The organism is Paracidovorax wautersii (genome assembly GCF_900113035.1).
Lineage (GTDB): Bacteria > Pseudomonadota > Gammaproteobacteria > Burkholderiales > Burkholderiaceae_C > Paracidovorax > Paracidovorax wautersii.
On record NZ_FONX01000002.1, the window covers coordinates 13,051 to 32,082 of the forward strand.

The following is a 19,032-nucleotide window of genomic DNA, read 5'->3' on the forward strand; positions in this document are numbered from 1 at the left end:
GAATGCGGCATCTCCTGCTCCCCAAGCGCCACAGCCACACCACCCCAGCTTTACAACAGCTTGATGCCAGAGCCCCGGCCTCAGGCAGTGACGGCCCCGCCACGCGCCGCGTGGGCCCAACCCGGCCGTCACCCCCTCGCCATAGTGGGACCGAAGAATGCGAAGCCTCTTCGTTCTTCTCTCCCCCCACGCCATGAACATGTCCTTGCAGCACGCGCTGCCGTTTCTTTTGTTGCGCCCCTTGCTGGGCACTTGTGCGATCGTTCTGGGATTGCTGCTGGGCGGCTGCGGTGGCGGCGGCAGCGGCAGCGGTTCCTTGCCGGCACAGGCCGGCACCTGCGGCAGCCCCGATACGCACTGCGCACCCAAGCCCTGAGGCCCGCCAGGGCAGCAGCTCGCGCTCCGCGTACGGGCTTGCTTGCTTGCTTACCGCCCCGCTGCCCCGTCCTCGTCCGACCCTCTACAAAGATTCCTCCACATGACCGTCGATTCCTCCAAACGCAAGTTTCTCTCCGGCGTGCTTGGCACCGGTGCCGCAGCGGCCGCGATGACCGCCTTCCCGCCCGCCATCCGGCGCGCGCTCGCCATCGAGGCGAACAACGCCACCGGCACCATCCAGGACGTGCAGCACGTCGTGCTGCTGATGATGGAGAACCGCTCGTTCGACAGCTACTTCGGCACGTTCAAGGGCGTGCGCGGCTTCGGCGACCGCTTCGCGGTGCCCTCGCAGTACGGCCGCAACGTCTTCTACCAGGCCTATACCAAGACCTCGCCGCCCAGCACCTACGTGCCGTTCCGCCTGGACGAGGCCCAGGGCAACGCCCAGCGCGCCGGCAGCACGCCGCACACCTGGCTGGATTCGCAGGCGGCCTGGGACCAGGGCCGCATGTCGCGCTGGCCCGATTCCAAGCTGCCGCTGTCGATGGGCTACTACGAAACCACCGAGGTCTCGTTCCAGCGCGCGCTGGCCGATGCCTTCACGCTGTGCGACCACTACCACTGCGGCATGCACACCGGCACCATCGCCAACCGGCTCTTCTACTGGACGGGCACCAACGGCCCGAACGGCGTGAGCCCCATCGACGGCACCCGCGTGAACGTGGCGGGCCTGAACAACCAGTTCAACGCGGGCAACGACATCGGCGCATCGACCGACGGCTGGACCTGGACCACCTACGCCGACCGGCTGCAGAAGGCGGGCGTGACCTGGAAGGTCTATCAGAGCCTGATCGACAACTTCGGCTGCAACGAGATGATGGGCTTTCGCCACTGGCGCGCCGAGATCGAGAAGATGCCCGCCGCGCGCAAGCCGCTCTACGTGGCCAAGACCGACATCACGCAGCCGCAGGGCCTGGCCGGCCCGACCTACGACCCGGCCATCGACGACGCCCTGAGCCCGCTGGCCAAGGGCTTCGGCAACACCATGCCGCAGGGCTTCCTGGAGACCTTCCGCGACGACATCAGCAAAGGCAAGCTGCCGGCCGTGTCATGGATCATCGCGCCCTCGGTCTATAGCGAGCACCCCGGCCCGTCGAGCCCCGCGCAGGGCGGCTGGTACGTGCAGGAGGTGCTGGATGCGCTCACCGCCAACCCGGACGTGTGGAGCAAGACGGTGCTGCTCATCAACTACGACGAGAACGACGGCTTCTTCGACCACCTGCCGTCGCCCGCCGTGCCCTCGCGCAACGCGGACGGCAGCCTGGCCGGCGCCTGCACGCTGGCCGCCGCCGACACGGCGGTGGAATACCACGACTTCGCGCCCGCCACGCCCAGCCAGCCGCCGGCCGATGGCCGCCCCTACGGCCCGGGTCCGCGCGTGCCGATGTGGATCGTCTCGCCCTGGAGCCGCGGCGGCTGGGTGAATTCGCAGGTGTTCGACCACACCTCCACGCTCATGTTCCTGGAAAAGCGCTTCGGCGTGGCCGAGCCGCAGATCAGCGCCTACCGCCGCGCGATCTGCGGCGACCTGACCAGCTGCTTCAACTTCGTCAATCCGAACAACGAGGTGCTGCCGACGCTGGCCGGCCGCACGGACAAGGTGACCGTGGACGCGCGCATCGCCGCGCAGGTGCAGGCCCCCAAGCTGCCCCAGCCCGCCGCGGCCGCCAACGCGGCCCTGCCGGTGCAGGCCACGGGCGTGCGGCCCTCGCGCGCGCTGCCCTACGAGCTGCACACCACGGCCCAGGCGAACGCCGGCACGGGCACGGTGACGCTGCTCTTCGCCAACACGGCGCCGGCCGGCAGCCCGGCGGGGGTGTTCCACGTCTATGACAAGAAGCACCTGGACGCGATCCCGCGCCGCTACGTGGTGGAGGCCGGCAAGACGCTGAACGGCGTGTGGAACGTGGCAGCCGACGGCGGCGCCTACGACCTGTGGGTGCTGGGCCCCAACGGCTACCACCGCGCCTTCGCGGGCGACCTCACGCAGCAGTCGGCCCTGGGCGGCCCGGAGGTGCAGGTCTGCTACGAGCTCTGCAGCCCGGCCCGCGTGCGGGTGAAGTGCTACAACCGCACGTCCACCACCATCGTCTTCACGGCCGATGCCCAGGCCTACCGCAACGACGGCCCGTGGACGAGCAGCGTGGAGCCCGGCGCCGTCGGCGAGATGAGCTGGGCGCTGGGCGACAGCGGCAACTGGTACGACTTCAGCGTGCGCTGCAGCGCGACGACGGCCTTCGTGCGGCGCTTCGCGGGCCGGGTGGAGACGGGGCGCGACTCGGTGTCGGACCCGGCCATGGGCCTGGTCGGTTGAGCGACTGAACGCCCGGCCGAGCCGCAGGGCAGGGCGGGCGCAGGCGGGGCCGCTCTGGCCCCGCGCTGCGGCCAGATCACCTCACGACACCGACGTCACACCCGCTCGAAGATCGCGGCGATGCCCTGGCCGCCGCCGATGCACATCGTCACCAGCGCGTAGCGCCCGCCGATGCGGTGCAGCTCCGCGATGGCCTTGGCGGTGATGATGGCGCCGGTGGCACCCACCGGGTGGCCCAGCGAGATGCCCGAGCCGTTCGGGTTCACCTTGGCCGGGTCCAGGCCCAGCTCCTGGATCACGGCGCAGGCCTGGGCGGCGAAGGCCTCGTTGGCCTCGATCACGTCCATGTCCTGCACTTTCAGGCCCGTGCGCTCCAGCACGCGGCGCGTGGCCGGCACGGGGCCGATGCCCATGTAGGCCGGGTCCACGCCCGCATGGGCATAGCCCACCAGGCGCGCCAGCGGCTTGGCGCCCAGCGCGGCGGCGCGGTCGCCCGCCACCAGCACCACGGCGCCGGCGCCGTCGTTGATGCCCGAGGCATTGCCCGCCGTCACCGTGCCGCCTTCCTTCTTGAACGCGGGCTTCATGCCGGCCAGCGCCTCCACCGTGGTGGCGGCACGCACGTGCTCGTCGGTATCGAACAGCGTGACCGCGCCCTTGCGGCCGGGGATCTCCACCGGAACGATCTGCGACGCGAAATGGCCGGCCTCGATGGCGGCGGCGGCGCGGCGCTGGCTCTCGGCGGCCAGCTGGTCCTGCGCCTCGCGGCTGATACGGTAGCGCTCGGCCACGTTCTCGGCCGTGATGCCCATGTGCATCTTCTGCCAGGGGTCGTGCAGGATGCCCAGCATGTAGTCGACGCTCTTCGTATCGCCCATGCGCGCGCCCCAGCGGGCGGCGGTGTCGAAGTAGGGACCCCGGCTCATCGACTCGCTGCCGCCGCCGATGGCCACGTCGCAATCGCCCAGCGCAATGGCCTGCGCCGCCGACACGATGGCCTGCAGCCCCGAGCCGCAGAGGCGGTTGACGTTGAAGGCCGGCGTCTCCACCGGGCAGCCCGCATCGACGGCGGCCACGCGCGAGAGGTAGGCGTCCTTGGTGTCGGTGGGAATCACGTTGCCCATCACCACATGCCCCACCGCATCGGCCGCGATGCCGCTGCGCTCGATGGCCGCGCGCACTGCCGTGGTGGCGAGCTGGGTGTTGGGAATGTCCTTGAGCGAGCCGCCGAAGGTGCCGATGGCGGTGCGGGCGATGGAGGCGATGAGGATGTCGCGTTGGGTCATGGCTTCAGGTCCTAGGGGAGGAAACACACAGAGACGGATGCGGCGCACATCGTAGGCCAGAGCCCAAACGCCGATACCGGCAGGGCTGTCAACTGCGCGACAGCCCCGCAATCAGCTGCAGAACGCTTCTTTTTTCATAGCAACATGCGCTTGATCTGCAAGCGCTGGCGGCCATTTTGGCTGCAGTGCCGCGCTTTCAGCGGCGGCGGCTCTAACGGCCCTGGCCCGCAGCCAGGTCGTCCAGGATCGGGCAGTCCGGCCGCCCGTCGCCCTGGCAGCAGCCCACGAGCTGCTGCAGCGAGCGCTGCATGGCCTGCATGGCGGCGATGCGGCGGCCCAGGTCGTCGATGTGGGCCTGGGCGATGTGCTTGACCTCGCGGCTGGCGCGGTGCTGGTCTTGCCAGAGGCCGAGCAGGGTGGCGATCTCGTCCATGGCGAAGCCCAGGTCGCGGGCGCGGCGGATGAAGCGCAGGGTGTGGACGTCGGCCTCGGTGTACTGGCGGTAGCCGCCGTCGGTGCGGGCCACGCCCTGCAGCAGGCCCAGCGCCTCGTAGTGCCGCACCATGCGCGGCGACACGCCGGCGCGCTCGGCGGCCGTGCCGATGGGCACGGGCCAGCGCTGCGGCGCGTCAGCGGGGGAGGGCGCCGCGCCTGCGGGCCGGGCGCGGCGCTGCCGGGGTGCCGCGCTCATGCGGCGACGGTGTAGCCCTCTTCGGTGATGGCCGCGGCCAGCGCCTCGCGGGGGTGGTCGCTTTCGACCACGACGCGGCCGGTGGGCAGGTCCACCTGCACGGTGGCGTCGGTATCGACATTGCGCACGGCGTGGACGACGGCGCGCTCGCAGTGGCCGCAGGTCATGCCCTGGACTTGGAAGCTGTGTTGCATGGCGGGCTCCTTTTCGAAGATCAACGAGAGGGGATGAGGGATGGGGACGGCTGCAATGTTGAACCCTGACATGGTGGCAGAGTCAAGCGGCCTTGGCCATGCTTGACCTTGCCATGGCGTCAGGGTTCAAGATGCAGGACATGGACTCCTCCACCCTATCCCCGAACGCTTCTTCGTCTTCTTCGCCACCCGCCGCCCCCGCCACGCTCGACCTGGGCATCGGCGGCATGACCTGTGCCAGCTGCGTGGCGCGGGTGGAGCGCGCCCTGCGCAAGGTGCCGGGCGTGCAGGACGCCACGGTGAACCTGGCGACCGAGCGTGCCCACGTCGCCCACACGGGCGGCGACGGCATGGACGCGCTGCTGCGCCGCGCCGTGCGCAATGCGGGCTACGAGCCGCTGGCGGCAGCGCAGCAGGAGGCCGCCGCCGATGCGGCCGGGGCCTCGCCCTGGGCCGGCTTCGGGCCGGTGGCGGCGGGGCTGGCGCTCTCTGCGCCGCTGGTGCTGCCCATGCTGGCCGGCCCGCACGCCATGCTGCCCGCGTGGCTGCAGCTGCTGCTGGCCGCGCCGGTGCAGTTCGTGCTGGGCGCGCGCTTCTACCGCGCGGGCTGGCATGCGGCGCGGGCGCTCACGGGCAATATGGATCTGCTGGTGGCCATCGGCACCAGCGCGGGCTTCGGGCTGTCGCTGTGGCTGTGGCTCACCGCGCCGCCGGGGCAGGTGCCGCATCTGTATTTCGAGGCCTCGGCCGTGGTCATCACCCTGGTGCTGCTGGGCAAGTGGCTGGAGGCGCGGGCCAAGCGGCAGACGACGGCCGCCATCCGCGCGCTGCACGCGCTGCGGCCCGACCGGGCGCACCTGCTCGGGCGCGACGGCGAGGTGGACGTGCCCGTGGCCGAGGTGATGGCCGGCGACCGCATCGTGGTGCGGCCGGGCGAGCGCGTGCCGGTCGATGGCACGGTGGAAGAGGGCGCCACGCAGGTGGACGAGTCCATGCTGACCGGCGAGCCCCTGCCCGTGGCGCGCACAGCGGGCGATGCGCTGACGGGCGGCTCCATCAACGGCGACGGGCGCGTGGTGCTGCAGGTGACGGCCGTGGGCGCGGACACGGTGCTGGCGCGCATCACCCGCCTGGTGGAAGACGCGCAGGCGGCCAAGGCGCCCATCCAGCGGCTGGTGGACAAGGTGGCCGCCGTCTTCGTGCCGGTGGTGCTGGCCATCGCGCTCGCCACCCTGCTGGGCTGGCTGCTGGCCGGCGCCGGGGCCGAGACGGCGCTGGTGCACGCCGTGGCGGTGCTGGTGATCGCCTGCCCCTGCGCGCTGGGGCTGGCCACGCCCGCCGCCATCATGGCCGGCACGGGCACGGCGGCGCGGGCCGGCATTCTCATCAAGGACGCCGAGGCGCTGGAGCGCGCCCACCGGGTGGACACCGTCGCCTTCGACAAGACCGGCACGCTGACCGTGGGCCGGCCGCGCCTGACCGCGCTGGCGCTGGCACCGGCCGGGGCGCAAGAGGATGGCGAAGCTGCCCTGCTGGCCGCCGTGGCCGGCGTGCAGGCCGGCAGCGAGCACCCGCTGGCCCGCGCCGTGCTGGAGGCCGCCCGCAGCCGGGGCCTGGCCGTGCCGGAGGCCACCGAGGTGCGCGCCGTGCCCGGCCGGGGCGCCGAAGGCACGGTGGACGGGCGCCGCTGGGCCATCGGCAATCTGCCCTGGGTGCAGGAGACGCTGGGCGCCGCCCTGGCCGGGCCGCTGGCCGAACGCGCGCAGGCGCTGCAGGCCGAGGGCGCGACCGTGTCGGCCGTGGCGGTGCAGGAACCGGGGGGCGCAGGGAACGCGGCAGGCGCCTGGAGCGCGCAGGCGCTGCTGGCCTTCGCCGACGAGCCCAAGCCCGGCGCGCGCGAGGCCCTGGCCGCGCTGCGCGCGCGCGGCCTGCGGCTGGCGATGATCTCGGGCGACAACCGAGGAGCCGCCTACGCCATGGCCCGCCGCCTGGGCCTGGACCCGGATGCCGGCGAGGTGCAGGCCGAGGTGCTGCCACAGGACAAGGCCGCGCAGGTGCAGGCGCTGCGCGAGGGCGGCCGCCACACGGTCGCCATGGTGGGCGACGGGGTGAACGACGCGCCCGCGCTGGCCCTGGCCGACGTGGGCATGGCCATGGGCAACGGCACCGATGTGGCCCTGCATGCGGCCGGCATCACATTGATGCGCGGTGATCCGCGCCTGGTGGCGGCCGCTCTGGATATTTCGGCGCGCACCGTCGCCAAGATACGGCAGAACCTGTTCTGGGCCTTCGCCTACAACGTGGCCGGCATCCCGTTGGCGGCGCTGGGCTACCTCAGCCCGGTGGTGGCGGGCGCGGCCATGGCGCTGAGTTCGGTCAGCGTGATGGCGAATGCTTTGCTATTGAAGCGCTGGCGCGTTTGAGAAAACCCTAGCGACTCCTATCGACTTGTCTGGCAAACTGGAACATTCTGTTGCACACAGCCCAGGGGGCTGCAATGGATCGGTCAGCGGCAGGCCCATCGCGGCGATGCCGGCCAGGCGGCCCGCAATGGTGCGGGCACACGGGACCGAAGCGGTTCCCCAGGACAAAGCCAGCGCGTGCCAAGGACGTCGTGACGGTCCAGGCGCGCCCGGCCCCTCCAACTACCAAGGATGACAAAAATGACTCTCTTCGGCCTCATGCGGCGATTCACCATCCGCTTCAGGATGATCGGCGCAATCGGCGTGGTGCTCGCCTTGCTGGGCCTGCTGGGCGGAGCCGGCATGCTGGGCATGTTCCGCATCCATGCGATGAGCCAGGCGTTCATCCACAACGAGCATGCCGCCATCGGCCACCTGGCGCAGCTGCGCGGCGCGATGGGCGACATCCGCCAGCAAGAGAAGAACATGATCATCCAGTACGAGAAGCCCGAAGGCGTGAAGGAGGCGAACACGCAGTGGATGGCCGCGCTGGAACGGGCCAAGAAGGTGGCCGCCGAGCTGCAGCAGACCACGGCCGGCGCGGAGGGCGACACGGCCGCCAACATCGGCAAGCGCCTGGACAGCTACCGCACGCAGTTCGCGCACGTGGCGCGCCAGCTGGAGGCCGGCGGCTACGACTCCGCCACCATCGCCAACCGCATGAGCGGCCGCGCGATCGCCGAATTCCAGGAAGCCGACAAGCTGCTCGACGGCCTGGACCAGCGCCTGCGCACCGAGGTGCAGGCGGTGATCGACCGGCAGAACGACATCTCCCGCCAGACGCAGTGGCTGTTCGTGCTGGCGGTGGTGATCACGGTGGCGGTGGTGGTGCCGCTCACGCTGCTGAACATGGTGTCCATCTGCCGCCCGCTGGTGGCCACGCGCAGCCTGGCGCAGGCCATCGCCCGGGGCGATCTTTCGCAGCGCCTGGAAGTCGAGGGCGGCGACGAGGTGGCCGACCTGCAGCGTTCGCTGGTGGACATGCAGGCCGGGCTGAGCTCGCTGGTCTCGCAGGTGCGCGACTCCAGCGGCAACATCGCCACGGCCAGCGCCGAGATCGCCTCCGGCAACCAGGACCTGTCGAGCCGCACCGAGCAGACGGCCAGCAACGCGCAGGAGGCCGTGGCCTCGCTGGCCGAGCTGACGGGCACGGTGCAGCACACGGCTTCTTCGTCGCAGGTGGCCAACCAGCTGGTGAGCGCCGCGTCGGGCATCGCCACGCGCGGCGGCGCGGTGGTGCAGCAGGCCGTCTCCAGCATGCATGAGATCTCGGCCTCCAGCCGCAAGATCGGCGACATCATCGGCGTGATCGATTCCATCGCCTTCCAGACCAACATCCTGGCGCTCAACGCGGCCGTAGAAGCGGCGCGTGCCGGCGAGCAGGGCCGCGGCTTCGCCGTGGTGGCCGGCGAGGTGCGTTCGCTGGCGCAGCGCAGCGCCGAGGCCGCCAAGGAGATCAAGGGCCTGATCAACTCCAGCGTGGCGGCGGTGAGCGGCGGCGTGCGCCATGTGGAAGACGCGGGCACCGCCATGCAGGAGATCGTGGACAGCGTGCAGCGCGTCTCCGACATCATCGGCGAGATCAATTCTGCCGCCACCGAGCAGGCCGCCAACATCGGCCAGGTCAACGGCTCGGTGGGCGAGATCGACCGCATGACGCAGCAGAACGCCGCGCTGGTGGAAGAATCCGCCGCCGCCGCGCAGTCGCTGCGCGAGCAGGCCACGCGCCTGTCGCAGATCGTGCAGCAGTTCCATCTGGCCGACACGGGCGCGGCGGGCCTGCAGGCCTCGGCGCAGCAGCCCGGCCGCCGTGCGCTGTCTGGCGGCAACGGCGATCAGGCCCTGCTCGCGGCCTGAACGCGGCGCCCGGCAAGAGGCGCACAGCACCAGGCAGCCCATAAAGAAAAAGCGCCCGGACCGATGATCGGTCCGGGCGCTTTTTCTTGGGAAGGCCCGCCCCGCGCAGGCGGCGGGGCGGCAGGCTTTATGCTGTGGCCGTGGGGGCGGTGGCCGGCGCAGCGGGCCCCTGGCCCTTCTTCGGGCCGAACCACGACACGTAGAGCGCGGGCAGCACCACCAGCGTGAGCAGCGTGGCCGTGACCAGGCCGCCGATCACCACGATGGCCAGGGGCCGCTGCGTTTCGGAGCCGATCTCGTGCGAGAGCGCCATGGGCAGGAGGCCCAGCATGGCGAGCAGGGCGGTCATCAGCACGGTGCGCAGGCGCTGCATGGAGCCCTGGCGCACGGCCTCGACCACGCTCAAGCCGCCGGCCTGCAGCTGCTGGAACACCGACAGCATCACCACGCCGTTGAGCACGGCCTGGCCCGAGAGCGCGATGAAGCCGATGGCGGCCGACACCGACAGCGCGATGCCGAAGCCCCAGAGCGCCACGAAGCCGCCGATGAGCGCCAGGGGCACGTTCAGCAGGATCAGCGAGGCCATCTTGACCGACTTGAAGGCGTCGAACAGCAGCACGAAGATCAGCAGCAGCGAGATGGGCACGACCACCGAGAGGCGCTTCATGGCGCGTTCCTGGTTCTCGAACTCGCCCGACCAGTTGACCTGGTAGTTCTCGGGGATCTTCACGTTCTTCTCCACGCGGGCCTTCATGTCGGCCACCACCGAGCCCATGTCGCGCCCGGCGATGAAGATGCCGATGGCCGTGGTGCGGCGGCCGGCCTCGCGGGCGATGTTCATGGCGCCCGAGCTTTCGCGGATCTTCGCGACGTCGCCCAGCTGCACGTAGCCGCCATCCGGCGTGGCGATGGGCGTGCGCGGCAGGTTGGCGATGGTGCGCTCGTCCGAGGGCAGGCGCACGGCCACGGCGAACTTGCGCTCGCCTTCCCAGAGGTTGGTGGCGGCCTTGCCGGCCAGGGCTGCCTCGATCACGTCCTGGATGTCGCTCACGTTGAGGCCGTAGCGCGCGGCGCGGTCGCGGTCGATGTCGATCAGCAGCTGCGGCACCTGGCCTTCGCGGTCGATCTCGGCGCGGGCCACGCCCTGCACCTGCTTGACCTCGCGGGCGATCTCCTCGGTCACGCGCTTCATCTCGGCCAGGTCGTCGCCGGCCAGCTTGATGACGATCTGGCCCTTGATCTGCGAGATCGATTCGAGCACGTTGTCGCGGATGGGCTGCGAGAACGCCGGGTCGATGCCGGGGATGGCCGAGAGCGCGCGGCCCATCTCCTCGGTGATCTTGGCGCGCGTCATGCCGGCGCGCCACTGGTCTTCGGGTTTCAGGTCCACGAAGATCTCGGCCATGGAGATGGTCTTGGGGTCGGTGCCGTCCTCGGGCTGGCCGGCCTTGGAGACGGTGGTGCGCACCTCGGGCACCGACAAGAGCGCCTTGCGGGCCATGCGCAGGATGCGCGAGGCCTCGGCGGTGGAGACGTTGGGCGAGAGGCTGAAGTTCACCCAGGTCGTGCCTTCGTCCAGCTCGGGCAGGAACTCCGAGCCCAGGCGCGCGGCCGCCACCATGGCCAGGCCGAACACCGCCAGCGCGATGATGACCACCGTGCGGCGGCGCTCCAGCGCCCAGTCCAGCACCGGCGCGTAGATGCGCTTGGCGCGCGTGACCACGCGGTTGTCGCCGTGCGGCAGCTTGCGGCGCAGCAGCCAGTAGGCCAGCAGCGGCACCAGCGTGAGCGAGAAGATCAGCGAGCCGATGAGGGCCGTGGTGACCGACAGCGCCATGGGCTGGAAGATGCGGCCTTCATGGCGCTGCAGCGCGAAGATGGGGATGTGCGCCGCGATGATGATGAGCATCGAGAACAGCGTGGGCCGGCCCACTTCGCCAGCGGCTTCGATGATGGTGTCGCGCCGGTCGCGCTCGTCCATGTTCTCGCCGCGCTCGGCCAGGCGGTGCATGATGTTCTCGATCACGATCACCGCGCCGTCCACGATGATGCCGAAGTCCATGGCGCCCAGGCTCAGCAGGTTGGCCGGCACGCCCATGATCTTCAGGCCCATGAAGGTGGACAGCAGCGCGAGCGGAATCACCACCACCACGGCCAGGCTGGCGCGCAGGTTCGACAGGAAGATGTAGAGCACCAGCGAGACCAGCAGCGCGCCTTCCACCAGGTTGTGGAAGACGGTGGTGAGGGTCTTGTCCATGAGCCAGGTGCGGTCGTAGAAGGGCACGATCTTCACGCCCGGCGGCAGGCCGCGTTCGTTCAGCTGGGCGATCTTGTCCTTCACGCCCTTGAGCACCACGCTCGGGTTCTCGCCTTTGCGCATCACCACGATGCCGGTGACGATGTCGTCGTCCTGGTCCTGGCCCACCACGCCCAGCTGGGGCACGGCGCCGATGCGCACCTGCGCGATGTCGCGGATCAGCACCGGCGTGCCGCCCCGCGACGCCACCACGATGCGGCCGATGTCCTCGGCCGAGCGCAGCAGCCCCAGGCCGCGGATGGTGTACTGCTGCGCGCCCTGCGCCACGTAGCTGCCGCCCGCGTTGGCGTTGCCGCGGCCCAGCACGTCCAGCAGGTTCTGGAAGCTCACCTTGTACGCGCGCAGCTTGTCCATGTCAGGCTGCACTTCGTACTGCTTGATGGCGCCGCCCATGGCCACCACGTCGGCCACGCCGGGCACCTGGCGCAGCGCGCGCTCCACGGTCCAGTCCTCGATGGTGCGGATCTCGGTGGTGGTGAGGCCGTCGCCCTTGAGGCGATAGCGCATGATTTCGCCCACCGGCGTGGCGTTGGGCGCGATCTCGGCCTGCACGCCGGGCGGCAGATCGACGGTCGAGAGCCGCTCGGCCACCTGCTGGCGCACGATGTTCACGTTGGCCGCGTCGTCGTACGTGACCACGGTGAACGAGAGCCCGAACTGCGTGTGCGAGAACACGCGGATGGAGTTGGGCAGGCCCGCCAGGGCCGTCTCGATGGGCAGCGTGACCTGCTTTTCGACCTCTTCCGGCGCGCGGCCGGGAAAGAGCGCGATCACGGTGACCTGGGTGTCGGTGACGTCCGGGAAGGCCTCCACCGACAGGTTCTTGAAGGCGATGACGCCGGCCAGCGCGAACAGCAGCGTGCCCAGCACGATGAAGAGCGGCTGGTGCACCGCGTAGTGGATGAGGCGCTTCATGGGGCGTCTTTCTTCTTCTTCGTCTCGCCGGTGCCGGTGGCGGTGTCTTCGGCCATGGACTGGAACTGGCGCGCCAAGAGCAGCGCGTTCTGGTTCACCACGGCTTCGCCGGGCTGCAGGCCGGAGGAGACGAGCACCTCGGCCGGGCCTTCATGGGCGAGCTCGACCTTGCGCGGCTCGAACACGCCGGATTCGCGGCGCACGAAGACGATGTGGCGCGTGCCGTCGAGCACGATGGCGCTGGCGGGCACCACCACGCCGCCGGCGCGGCTTTCCTGCACGCGGGCGGTGGCCAGCATCTCGGCCTTCAGGCGCCGGTCGGCATTGGGGACCACGCCGCGCACCTTGATCGTGCGCGTGCCGGGGTCGATCGCATCGGCCGTGGCCGTGACCTTGCCGGTGAAGGTGGCGCCGGGATAGGCCGGCACCTGCAGCGTGATCGGGTCGCCCGGGCGCAGCGAGGCCAGGTCGGTCTCGCGCGCGTCGATCTGCACCCAGAGGGAGGTCGGGTCGGTCACCACGAAGAGCGCCGGGCCGGACTGGTCGGGCCGCACTTCCTGGCCGGGGTTGAGGTTGCGCTCGACCACCACGCCGCCCATGCCGGCCGTGAGGGCCAGCTGCTGGTTGACGCCGCTGGCGCTGCCGTAGAGGCGCGTGCGCGCCGCGGCGCGGGCCACCTCGGCCTGGGCACCGGCGGCGTCGGCTTCGGCCTGCTCCAGGTCCTTGCGGGCGATGATGCCGGCCTCGAACAGCTCGCGCTGGCGCTTGAGCGATTGCTGCGCCAGCGACTGGCCGGCCTGCGCCTTGGCCGTGTCGGCCTGGGCCTGGCCGAAGTCGGGCGAGGCCATCAGGGCCAGCGGCGCGCCGGCCTTGACCGACTGGCCCAGATCGGCCTGGATGGCCGTCACGCGGCCCGCGAAGGCCGGGTAGATGCGCTGGGTGCGCTCTTCGTTCCACACCAGGCGGGCGGGCAGGTCCACGGCCACGTCCTTGGCGGCGCGGGCCTCCACCGTGCCCAGCAGGGCGAGCTGCGGGTGGCCGGCGGGATAGCGCAGCTGGCCGGACTGCATCACGGGCGGTGCGGGTTCAGGAGGCGTGGCGGCGGCGGTGTCGGCGCCGGACTTGCCGCAGCCGGCCAGCAGCAGCGCGCAGGCGGCGCCGAGCGCGGCCAGGGCCGTGCGCCGTGCGGAGAAGGAGGAGAGGGGAGCCATCATGGTCGGGAGGTCCGGAAAGGAATGCGGTGGAAGGCGGGAGGCGAGGCCGGGCGGTGGCGCGGCGTTCACGGTGGGTGCGTCCGTCAGGGCGTGCTGGTGAGCACCTGCGGGCGCGTGCGCAGCAGCCAGGCGCCGCGCGCCTTGGCGTAGTCGGCACGGGCGGCGAGCGCGTCCAGCAGCGTGGCGCGCAGGGTGCGCTGCGCGTCGAGCAGGTCGGTCAGCGCGATGGCGCCCTTGCGGTAGGCCAGCTCGGCGCTGTCGGCCACCTGGCGCGCGCGGGGCAGCACGCCCTGGTCGTAGTCGGCGGCGCGGCGGGCGGCGTTGTCCTGCGTCTGGCGCAGGCGCTGCAGGTCCAGCACGGCCAGGCGGCGGGTGTTGTCGAGCGCGTCCTGCGCCTTGGCGTAGTCGGCCTGGGCGCGGCCGATCTCGCCCTGGTACTGGTAGCCCCACTGCAGCGGCATCTGCAGGCGCAGTTCGACCTGGCGGGTGGAGGTGCCGGGGAAGTGGTCGATGGAGGCGCCCACCGTCCAGTCGGACTTGCGCAGCGCGTTGGCGCCGTCCAGCGCGGCCTGGGCGGCCTGGGCGCGGGCCAGGGCGGCGCGCACGTCGGCGCGGCCCTCGGCCAGCGCGGCCAGGTCGGCGGGGGTGGGGGCCTTGTCATCGGCGGGCGAGGGCCAGGGCGTGTCCACGGCCTGCAGGCTGCTGCCGGTGCGGCCCGTGACCTGGGCCAGGGCCAGCGCGGCGTCGTCACGGGCCTGCTCGGCCGCGCGCGTCTCGGCGCGGGCGCGCTCGGCCTCGATGCGGGTGCGCGAGGCGTCCTGCGCGGAGAGGTCGCCCGCCTGCACGCGGCGGTCGGCCATGCGCGCCACGTCGGCCAGGCTCTGCTCGATGGCGCCCACCTCGGTCAGCCGGTCCTGCGCGGCCAGCAGGTCGTAGTAGGCCGACAGCGCCATCTGCAGCTGCTGGACCTGGGTGTCTTCCACATCGGCCTCGGCCGCGTTCGCGGCGCTTTCGGCGGCCTGCTTGCGCAGCGCGCGCTTGCCGCCGCGCTCCCAGGTCCAGTCGATGCCGATGGACTTGTCGATGCGCTTGCGCGTGAACACGTTGCCCGGGCCCGGGCCGTGCTGCAGGTCGATGGAGCCGGCCTTGGTGACCAGGTTGGGCAGGGGCGCGTGGTCGGCGCTGAGCACGTCGGCACGGGCCCCGGCCAGCTCCTGGCGGGCCTGCTGCACGTCGCTGTTCTCGCGGGCGGCGGCCAGGGCCTGCGACAGCGTCAGGCCTGCAGGGCGCGCAGCGGGAGCGGGAGCAGGAGCGGCCGGGATGGGCGCAGCGGAGGGTTGCGGAGCGGCGGGCGCGGCGGCGGCCTGCGCGCTGGCGGGCAGCGGCCCGGCCAGCAGAGCGCCGCCGCAGGCGAGCAGGCCGGCGGCGAGGCGCAGCACGGCGGCCGCACCGCGGCGGCGGGAACGGGAAGGGAAGATGGAGAGCATGCCGCGTTTATCGGCGCGCGAGCCTGACCACGGCCTGACCTGAACCGGCAGGCGGGCCGCAGGCGCGACACAATGCGGCTTCCGCGCCACGCCGCGGGTTCCACCCTGTCACACCCCTGTTTTCTTTCCCTGCCAGCTCCTGACCACCCATGCGGATTCTCGTAGTCGAAGACGATGCCGTGCTGCGCGGCGTGATGCAGCGCAGCCTGGCCGATGCGGGCCACCGCGTGGACGTGGCCGCCACGCTGGCCGAGGCCGACCACTTCTGGAAGGTGCAGCCCTTCGACGCCGTGCTGCTGGACCTGAACCTGCCGCAGTGCGCCGCGCCCGGCAGCGCCGTGGGCAGCGGCCTGGACGTGCTGCGCGCGGCCCGCAAGCGCGGCGATCGCACGCCGGTGCTGGTGCTCACCGCGCGCGACCGCACCGAGGAGCGCATCGCCGGCCTGGACGCGGGCGCCGACGACTATCTGGGCAAGCCCTTCGACCTCAACGAGGTGGAGGCGCGCCTGCGCGCCCTGGTGCGCCGCACGCAGGGCACGGACGACCGCACCAGCGCCGGCACGCTGGAGCTGGACCGGCGCGCGCGCCGCTTCACGCTGCACGGCCAGCCCTTCGAGCTGCCGGCGCGCGAGTTCGAGGTGCTCTGGGAGCTGATGACGCCGCCCGGACGCGTGGTGAGCAAGCGCAGCCTGTCGGACAAGCTCTCGGACTTCGACGGCATGCTGGGCGACAACGCGCTGGAGGCCTTCATCTCGCGCCTGCGCAAGAAGCTGCAGGGTAGCGGCGCGGGCATCCGCACGCTGCGCGGCCTGGGCTACATGCTGGAGGCCGAATGAGCGGCGAGGAGGGCGCCGCGACGCCCGCCCGGCCCGCCGGCAAGGCCACGCCCGATGCGCCGCAGCCGCCCTCGCTGCGCACCCGCCTGCTGCGCCACGTGCTGGCGCCGCTGGCGATCACCTGGTTCGCCGGCACCGCCGTCTCGGTGCTGGTGGCCAACGGCTTCGCGCAGCGCGCCTTCGACCGGGCGCTGCTCGACGATGCCTACACCATCGCCGCCAACGTGCGCATCAAGGGCGGGAAGCTGGACCTGGCGCTCAGCTCGCGCGAGCTCAAGTCGGTGCTGTTCGACCAGGTGGAAACGGTCTATTTCGCGGTGCTGCGGCCCGACGGCACCCTGCTGGCGGGCAATGCCTACCTGCCCGCACCGCCGCCGCGCGAGGGCGACGCCTACCGCTTTTCCGACATCAACCACCGCGGGCGCGACCTGCGCGCCGTGCGGGTGGAAGTGGCCGAGCCCGAGCCCTTCGAGGTCATCACCGCGCAGACGGTGCATGCCCGCAGCGTCACCCTGCGCAGCGTGCTGCTGTATTCGGTGGTCTCGCAGCTGCTGCTGCTGGGCGCGCTGGCGCTGTGGCTGCGCCGCGCCATCCAGGCCGACCTGCAGCCGCTGGCGGCCTTCCAGGCGGAGCTGTCGGGGCGCGATGCGCGCGACCTGGCCCCGGTCCCGGTGGAGGCCTCCACCCGCGACCTGCAGCGCCTGGGCACGGCCGTGAACGACCTGCTGGGCCGCGTCGCCCAGGGCGTGCGGGCGCAGCGCGAATTCGCCGGCAACGTGGCGCACGAGCTGCGCACGCCGCTGGCCGGCATCCGCGCGCTGGCGGCCTATGGCCTGGCCCACAAGGACCCGGCCGTGTGGCACGAACAGCTGGCCGGCGTGGCCGCGAGCGAGGCCCGCGCCAGCCATCTGGTGGACCAGCTGCTGGCCCTGGCGCTGGCCGACGAGATGCGCAGCGCCGTGGCGCCCGAGCCGGTGGCCCTGGACGAGCTGGCCCGCGACGCCGTGCTGCGCTTTCTGCCGCGCGCCGATGCGGCCGGCGTGGACCTGGGCGCGCGCGGGCTGGACCAGCCGGTAACGGTGCCGGGCCAGGCCCTGCTGATCGAGGGCGTGCTGAACAACCTGATCGACAACGCCATGCGCTACGGCCGCCCGCCCGAGGGTGGGCCGCCGCCGCGCATCACGGTGGAGATCCTGCACGGCGGCGAGGGCGCCGATGTGCCGGGCAGCGTGACGCTGGCCGTGGCCGACAACGGCACGGGCATCTCCCACGCCCAGCGCACCGACCTCATGCAGCGCTGGGCCCAGGGCCGCGAGGGCGAGCGCCTCGGGCAGGGCGCCGGCCTGGGCCTGGCCATCGTGGCGCGCTATGCGGAGCTGCTGGGCACGCGGCTGGTGCTGGGCCCCGGGCCGGGCGGGCAGGGCCTGCGCGCCGGGCTGGTGTGGGTGCTGCGGCCCGCCGGCGAGGGCGAGGGGGGCGATGGCCCGCGATAGGCGGAGACCACGTTCATCGCAGTGATGGGGGCTGCGGCGCGCGCTGGCGCTGGCGCTGGCCGCATCTCGATTGCTATTCATTCGATAGCATACACCCCAGTATCCACAAGGGCTACAGGCCAATTCGACCTGAACAATGGCCATGAAAAAGGCCGGGCAGTCGCCTGCCCGGCCCGCTCATCGCGCGTGGCGCGCAATGCCGTCAGCTGGGCTGCTTCGACTGCTGCAGCGTGGGGTAGTCGGTGTAGCCCTTCTCGCCGCCGCCGTAGAAGGTGCTCTGGTCCCAGGCGTTGAGCGGAGCGTCCTGGCGCAGGCGCTCGACCAGATCGGGGTTGGAAATGAAGGCCTTGCCGAAGGCGACGATGTCGGCCCGGCCACTGGCCACGGCGTCCAGCGCCAGGGCGCGGTCGTAGGCGTTGTTGACCATCCAGGCGCCCTTGCCGCCGGCTTCGCGGTAGGCGGTCTTCAGCGCTTCGTAGTCGAACGGACGGTCTTCCAGCTCGCGCGGGCCGCCGGTGGAGCCTTCGATGACGTGGACGTAGGCCAGGCCCAGCGGCGCCAGCTGGCGGATCACGTAGTCGAAGAGCGGCTGCGGGTCGGCATCGACGATGTCGTTGGCCGGCGTGACGGGCGAGAGGCGGATGCCCACCTTGCCGCCGCCGATGGCGTCGGCCACGGCGCGGGTCGCCTCCAGCAGCAGGCGGGCGCGGTTCTCGATGCTGCCGCCGTAGTCGTCGGTGCGCTGGTTGGCGCCGGTCTTGAGGAACTGGTCTAGCAGATAGCCGTTGGCGCCGTGGATCTCCACGCCGTCGAAGCCGGCCGTCTCCACCGCGTTGCGGGCGGCGGCGGCGTATTCATGCACGATGCCGGGCAGCTCGGCCGCGTCCAGCGCGCGCGGGGTGGAGGTGGCCGCGAAATGGCCCTTGCCGGTGGACTTGTCGATCAGGTAGGTCTTGGCCTTGGCGGCGATGGCCGAGGGCGCCACCGGGGCGCCGCCTTCGGGCTGCAGGTCGTTGTGCGAGATGCGGCCCACATGCCAGAGCTGGGTGACGATCTTGCCGCCCTTTTCGTGCACGGCCGCGGTCACCTTCTTCCAGCCATCGAGCTGCTCGGTGCCGTAGAGGCCGGGCACGTCGGCATAGCCCTGGCCCTGGTGGCTGATGGCGGTGGCTTCGGTGATCAGCAGGCCGGCGCTGGCGCGCTGGGCGTAGTAGGTGGCGGTGATGTCGCGCGGCACGGCGCCGGGCGAGCGGTTGCGCGTGAGCGGCGCCATGGCGATGCGGTTGGCCAGGTGCAGGTCACCGGCGTGGATGGGATCGAAGAGCGTCTGGGACATCGGTGGTTCTCCTGAAAGCGGAATGGGGATAGAGGGGCGGGGCAGGCCGGTGGGTACGCACGGGCCCGTCGGTTTCGCGCAGGCAGAGACAGTACCGCGATCGGCGCGAATCTGCCGTGGGACGGCGCCATGTCCTTATCTGTTGGCCGCATAAGCATGCGCGCAAGTGTCGCTTCGGTGGATGGGGGGCGA

General features: G+C 71.7%; 13 protein-coding genes. 6 read left to right on the top strand and 7 right to left on the bottom strand.

Translation table 11 applies throughout. From position 1 onward, the window contains the following. The first annotated feature begins 193 nt into the window (after positions 1–193). Both BM070_RS24015 and BM070_RS02695 read left to right on the top strand, forming a co-directional pair. Entirely contained in the window at positions 194–376 is a 183-nt protein-coding gene (locus tag BM070_RS24015) for a hypothetical protein (protein ID WP_139222758.1), read from the top strand. Between the two features lie 102 nt (positions 377–478). Continuing rightward, positions 479–2,752: a phosphocholine-specific phospholipase C gene (locus BM070_RS02695; protein WP_092937354.1), complete on the top strand. Its 2,274-nt coding sequence runs from the start codon at positions 479–481 to the stop codon at positions 2,750–2,752. Between the two features lie 95 nt (positions 2,753–2,847). Here the strand turns inward: BM070_RS02695 and BM070_RS02700 are convergent, their stop codons facing one another. From BM070_RS02700 to BM070_RS02710, 3 genes are all read right to left on the bottom strand, one after another. After that, the gene (locus BM070_RS02700) at positions 2,848–4,038 is read right to left on the bottom strand and encodes an acetyl-CoA C-acyltransferase family protein (protein ID WP_092937356.1); all 1,191 of its coding nucleotides are present in this window, start codon (positions 4,036–4,038) and stop codon (positions 2,848–2,850) included. A 211-nt stretch (positions 4,039–4,249) separates the two neighbouring features. Further along, positions 4,250–4,729, bottom strand: a complete 480-nt coding sequence (locus tag BM070_RS02705) for a Cu(I)-responsive transcriptional regulator (protein ID WP_175518399.1) — start codon at positions 4,727–4,729, stop codon at positions 4,250–4,252. Further along, a complete protein-coding gene (locus BM070_RS02710) occupies positions 4,726–4,923 on the bottom strand; it encodes a heavy-metal-associated domain-containing protein (protein WP_092938095.1) in 198 nt (65 codons plus the stop codon). The genes BM070_RS02705 and BM070_RS02710 overlap by 4 nt, the downstream gene beginning before the upstream one ends. A 140-nt stretch (positions 4,924–5,063) precedes the next feature. Between BM070_RS02710 and BM070_RS02715 the strand changes: the two genes are divergently transcribed. Together BM070_RS02715 and BM070_RS02720 are read left to right on the top strand one after the other, a co-directional pair. Further along, positions 5,064–7,346 carry a heavy metal translocating P-type ATPase gene (locus BM070_RS02715; protein WP_092938097.1) on the top strand — a complete coding sequence of 761 codons (2,283 nt, stop codon included), beginning with the start codon at positions 5,064–5,066 and terminating at the stop codon, positions 7,344–7,346. Between the two features lie 240 nt (positions 7,347–7,586). After that, on the top strand, positions 7,587–9,242 hold the full coding sequence (locus BM070_RS02720) for a methyl-accepting chemotaxis protein (protein WP_092937358.1): 1,656 nt from the start codon (positions 7,587–7,589) through the stop codon (positions 9,240–9,242). 127 nt (positions 9,243–9,369) lie between these two features. On the opposite strand, the gene BM070_RS02725 is transcribed toward BM070_RS02720, so the two are convergent. From BM070_RS02725 to BM070_RS02735, 3 genes are all read right to left on the bottom strand, one after another. Continuing rightward, positions 9,370–12,474 (bottom strand): efflux RND transporter permease subunit, encoded by a 3,105-nt coding sequence (locus BM070_RS02725; RefSeq protein ID WP_092937361.1) that lies wholly within the window; start codon positions 12,472–12,474, stop codon positions 9,370–9,372. After that, on the bottom strand, positions 12,471–13,688 hold the full coding sequence (locus tag BM070_RS02730; protein WP_092937363.1) for an efflux RND transporter periplasmic adaptor subunit: 1,218 nt from the start codon (positions 13,686–13,688) through the stop codon (positions 12,471–12,473). Before BM070_RS02730 ends, BM070_RS02725 begins: the two co-directional genes overlap by 4 nt. Positions 13,689–13,771: 83 nt before the next feature. After that, the gene (locus BM070_RS02735; protein ID WP_175518400.1) at positions 13,772–15,175 is read right to left on the bottom strand and encodes a TolC family protein; all 1,404 of its coding nucleotides are present in this window, start codon (positions 15,173–15,175) and stop codon (positions 13,772–13,774) included. Between the two features lie 149 nt (positions 15,176–15,324). On the opposite strand from BM070_RS02735, the gene BM070_RS02740 reads away from it, so the two are divergent. Then, positions 15,325–16,011 carry a response regulator transcription factor gene (locus BM070_RS02740; RefSeq protein ID WP_092937365.1) on the top strand — a complete coding sequence of 229 codons (687 nt, stop codon included), beginning with the start codon at positions 15,325–15,327 and terminating at the stop codon, positions 16,009–16,011. After that, positions 16,008–17,504: a sensor histidine kinase gene (locus BM070_RS02745; RefSeq protein WP_092937367.1), complete on the top strand. Its 1,497-nt coding sequence runs from the start codon at positions 16,008–16,010 to the stop codon at positions 17,502–17,504. Before BM070_RS02740 ends, BM070_RS02745 begins: the two co-directional genes overlap by 4 nt. Before the next feature lie 202 nt (positions 17,505–17,706). On the opposite strand, the gene BM070_RS02750 is transcribed toward BM070_RS02745, so the two are convergent. After that, complete coding sequence (locus BM070_RS02750) at positions 17,707–18,840, bottom strand: alkene reductase (protein ID WP_092937369.1); 1,134 nt, start codon at positions 18,838–18,840, stop codon at positions 17,707–17,709. Positions 18,841–19,032 lie beyond the last annotated feature (192 nt).

Coding starts and splice junctions, on each gene's coding strand:
- BM070_RS24015 (WP_139222758.1), top strand. CDS start 194: ATGAACATGTCCTTGCAGCACGCGCTGCCGTTTCTTTTGTTGCGCCCC.
- BM070_RS02695 (WP_092937354.1), top strand. CDS start 479: ATGACCGTCGATTCCTCCAAACGCAAGTTTCTCTCCGGCGTGCTTGGC.
- BM070_RS02700 (WP_092937356.1), bottom strand. CDS start 4,038: ATGACCCAACGCGACATCCTCATCGCCTCCATCGCCCGCACCGCCATC.
- BM070_RS02705 (WP_175518399.1), bottom strand. CDS start 4,729: ATGAGCGCGGCACCCCGGCAGCGCCGCGCCCGGCCCGCAGGCGCGGCG.
- BM070_RS02710 (WP_092938095.1), bottom strand. CDS start 4,923: ATGCAACACAGCTTCCAAGTCCAGGGCATGACCTGCGGCCACTGCGAG.
- BM070_RS02715 (WP_092938097.1), top strand. CDS start 5,064: ATGGACTCCTCCACCCTATCCCCGAACGCTTCTTCGTCTTCTTCGCCA.
- BM070_RS02720 (WP_092937358.1), top strand. CDS start 7,587: ATGACTCTCTTCGGCCTCATGCGGCGATTCACCATCCGCTTCAGGATG.
- BM070_RS02725 (WP_092937361.1), bottom strand. CDS start 12,474: ATGAAGCGCCTCATCCACTACGCGGTGCACCAGCCGCTCTTCATCGTG.
- BM070_RS02730 (WP_092937363.1), bottom strand. CDS start 13,688: ATGATGGCTCCCCTCTCCTCCTTCTCCGCACGGCGCACGGCCCTGGCC.
- BM070_RS02735 (WP_175518400.1), bottom strand. CDS start 15,175: ATGCTCTCCATCTTCCCTTCCCGTTCCCGCCGCCGCGGTGCGGCCGCC.
- BM070_RS02740 (WP_092937365.1), top strand. CDS start 15,325: ATGCGGATTCTCGTAGTCGAAGACGATGCCGTGCTGCGCGGCGTGATG.
- BM070_RS02745 (WP_092937367.1), top strand. CDS start 16,008: ATGAGCGGCGAGGAGGGCGCCGCGACGCCCGCCCGGCCCGCCGGCAAG.
- BM070_RS02750 (WP_092937369.1), bottom strand. CDS start 18,840: ATGTCCCAGACGCTCTTCGATCCCATCCACGCCGGTGACCTGCACCTG.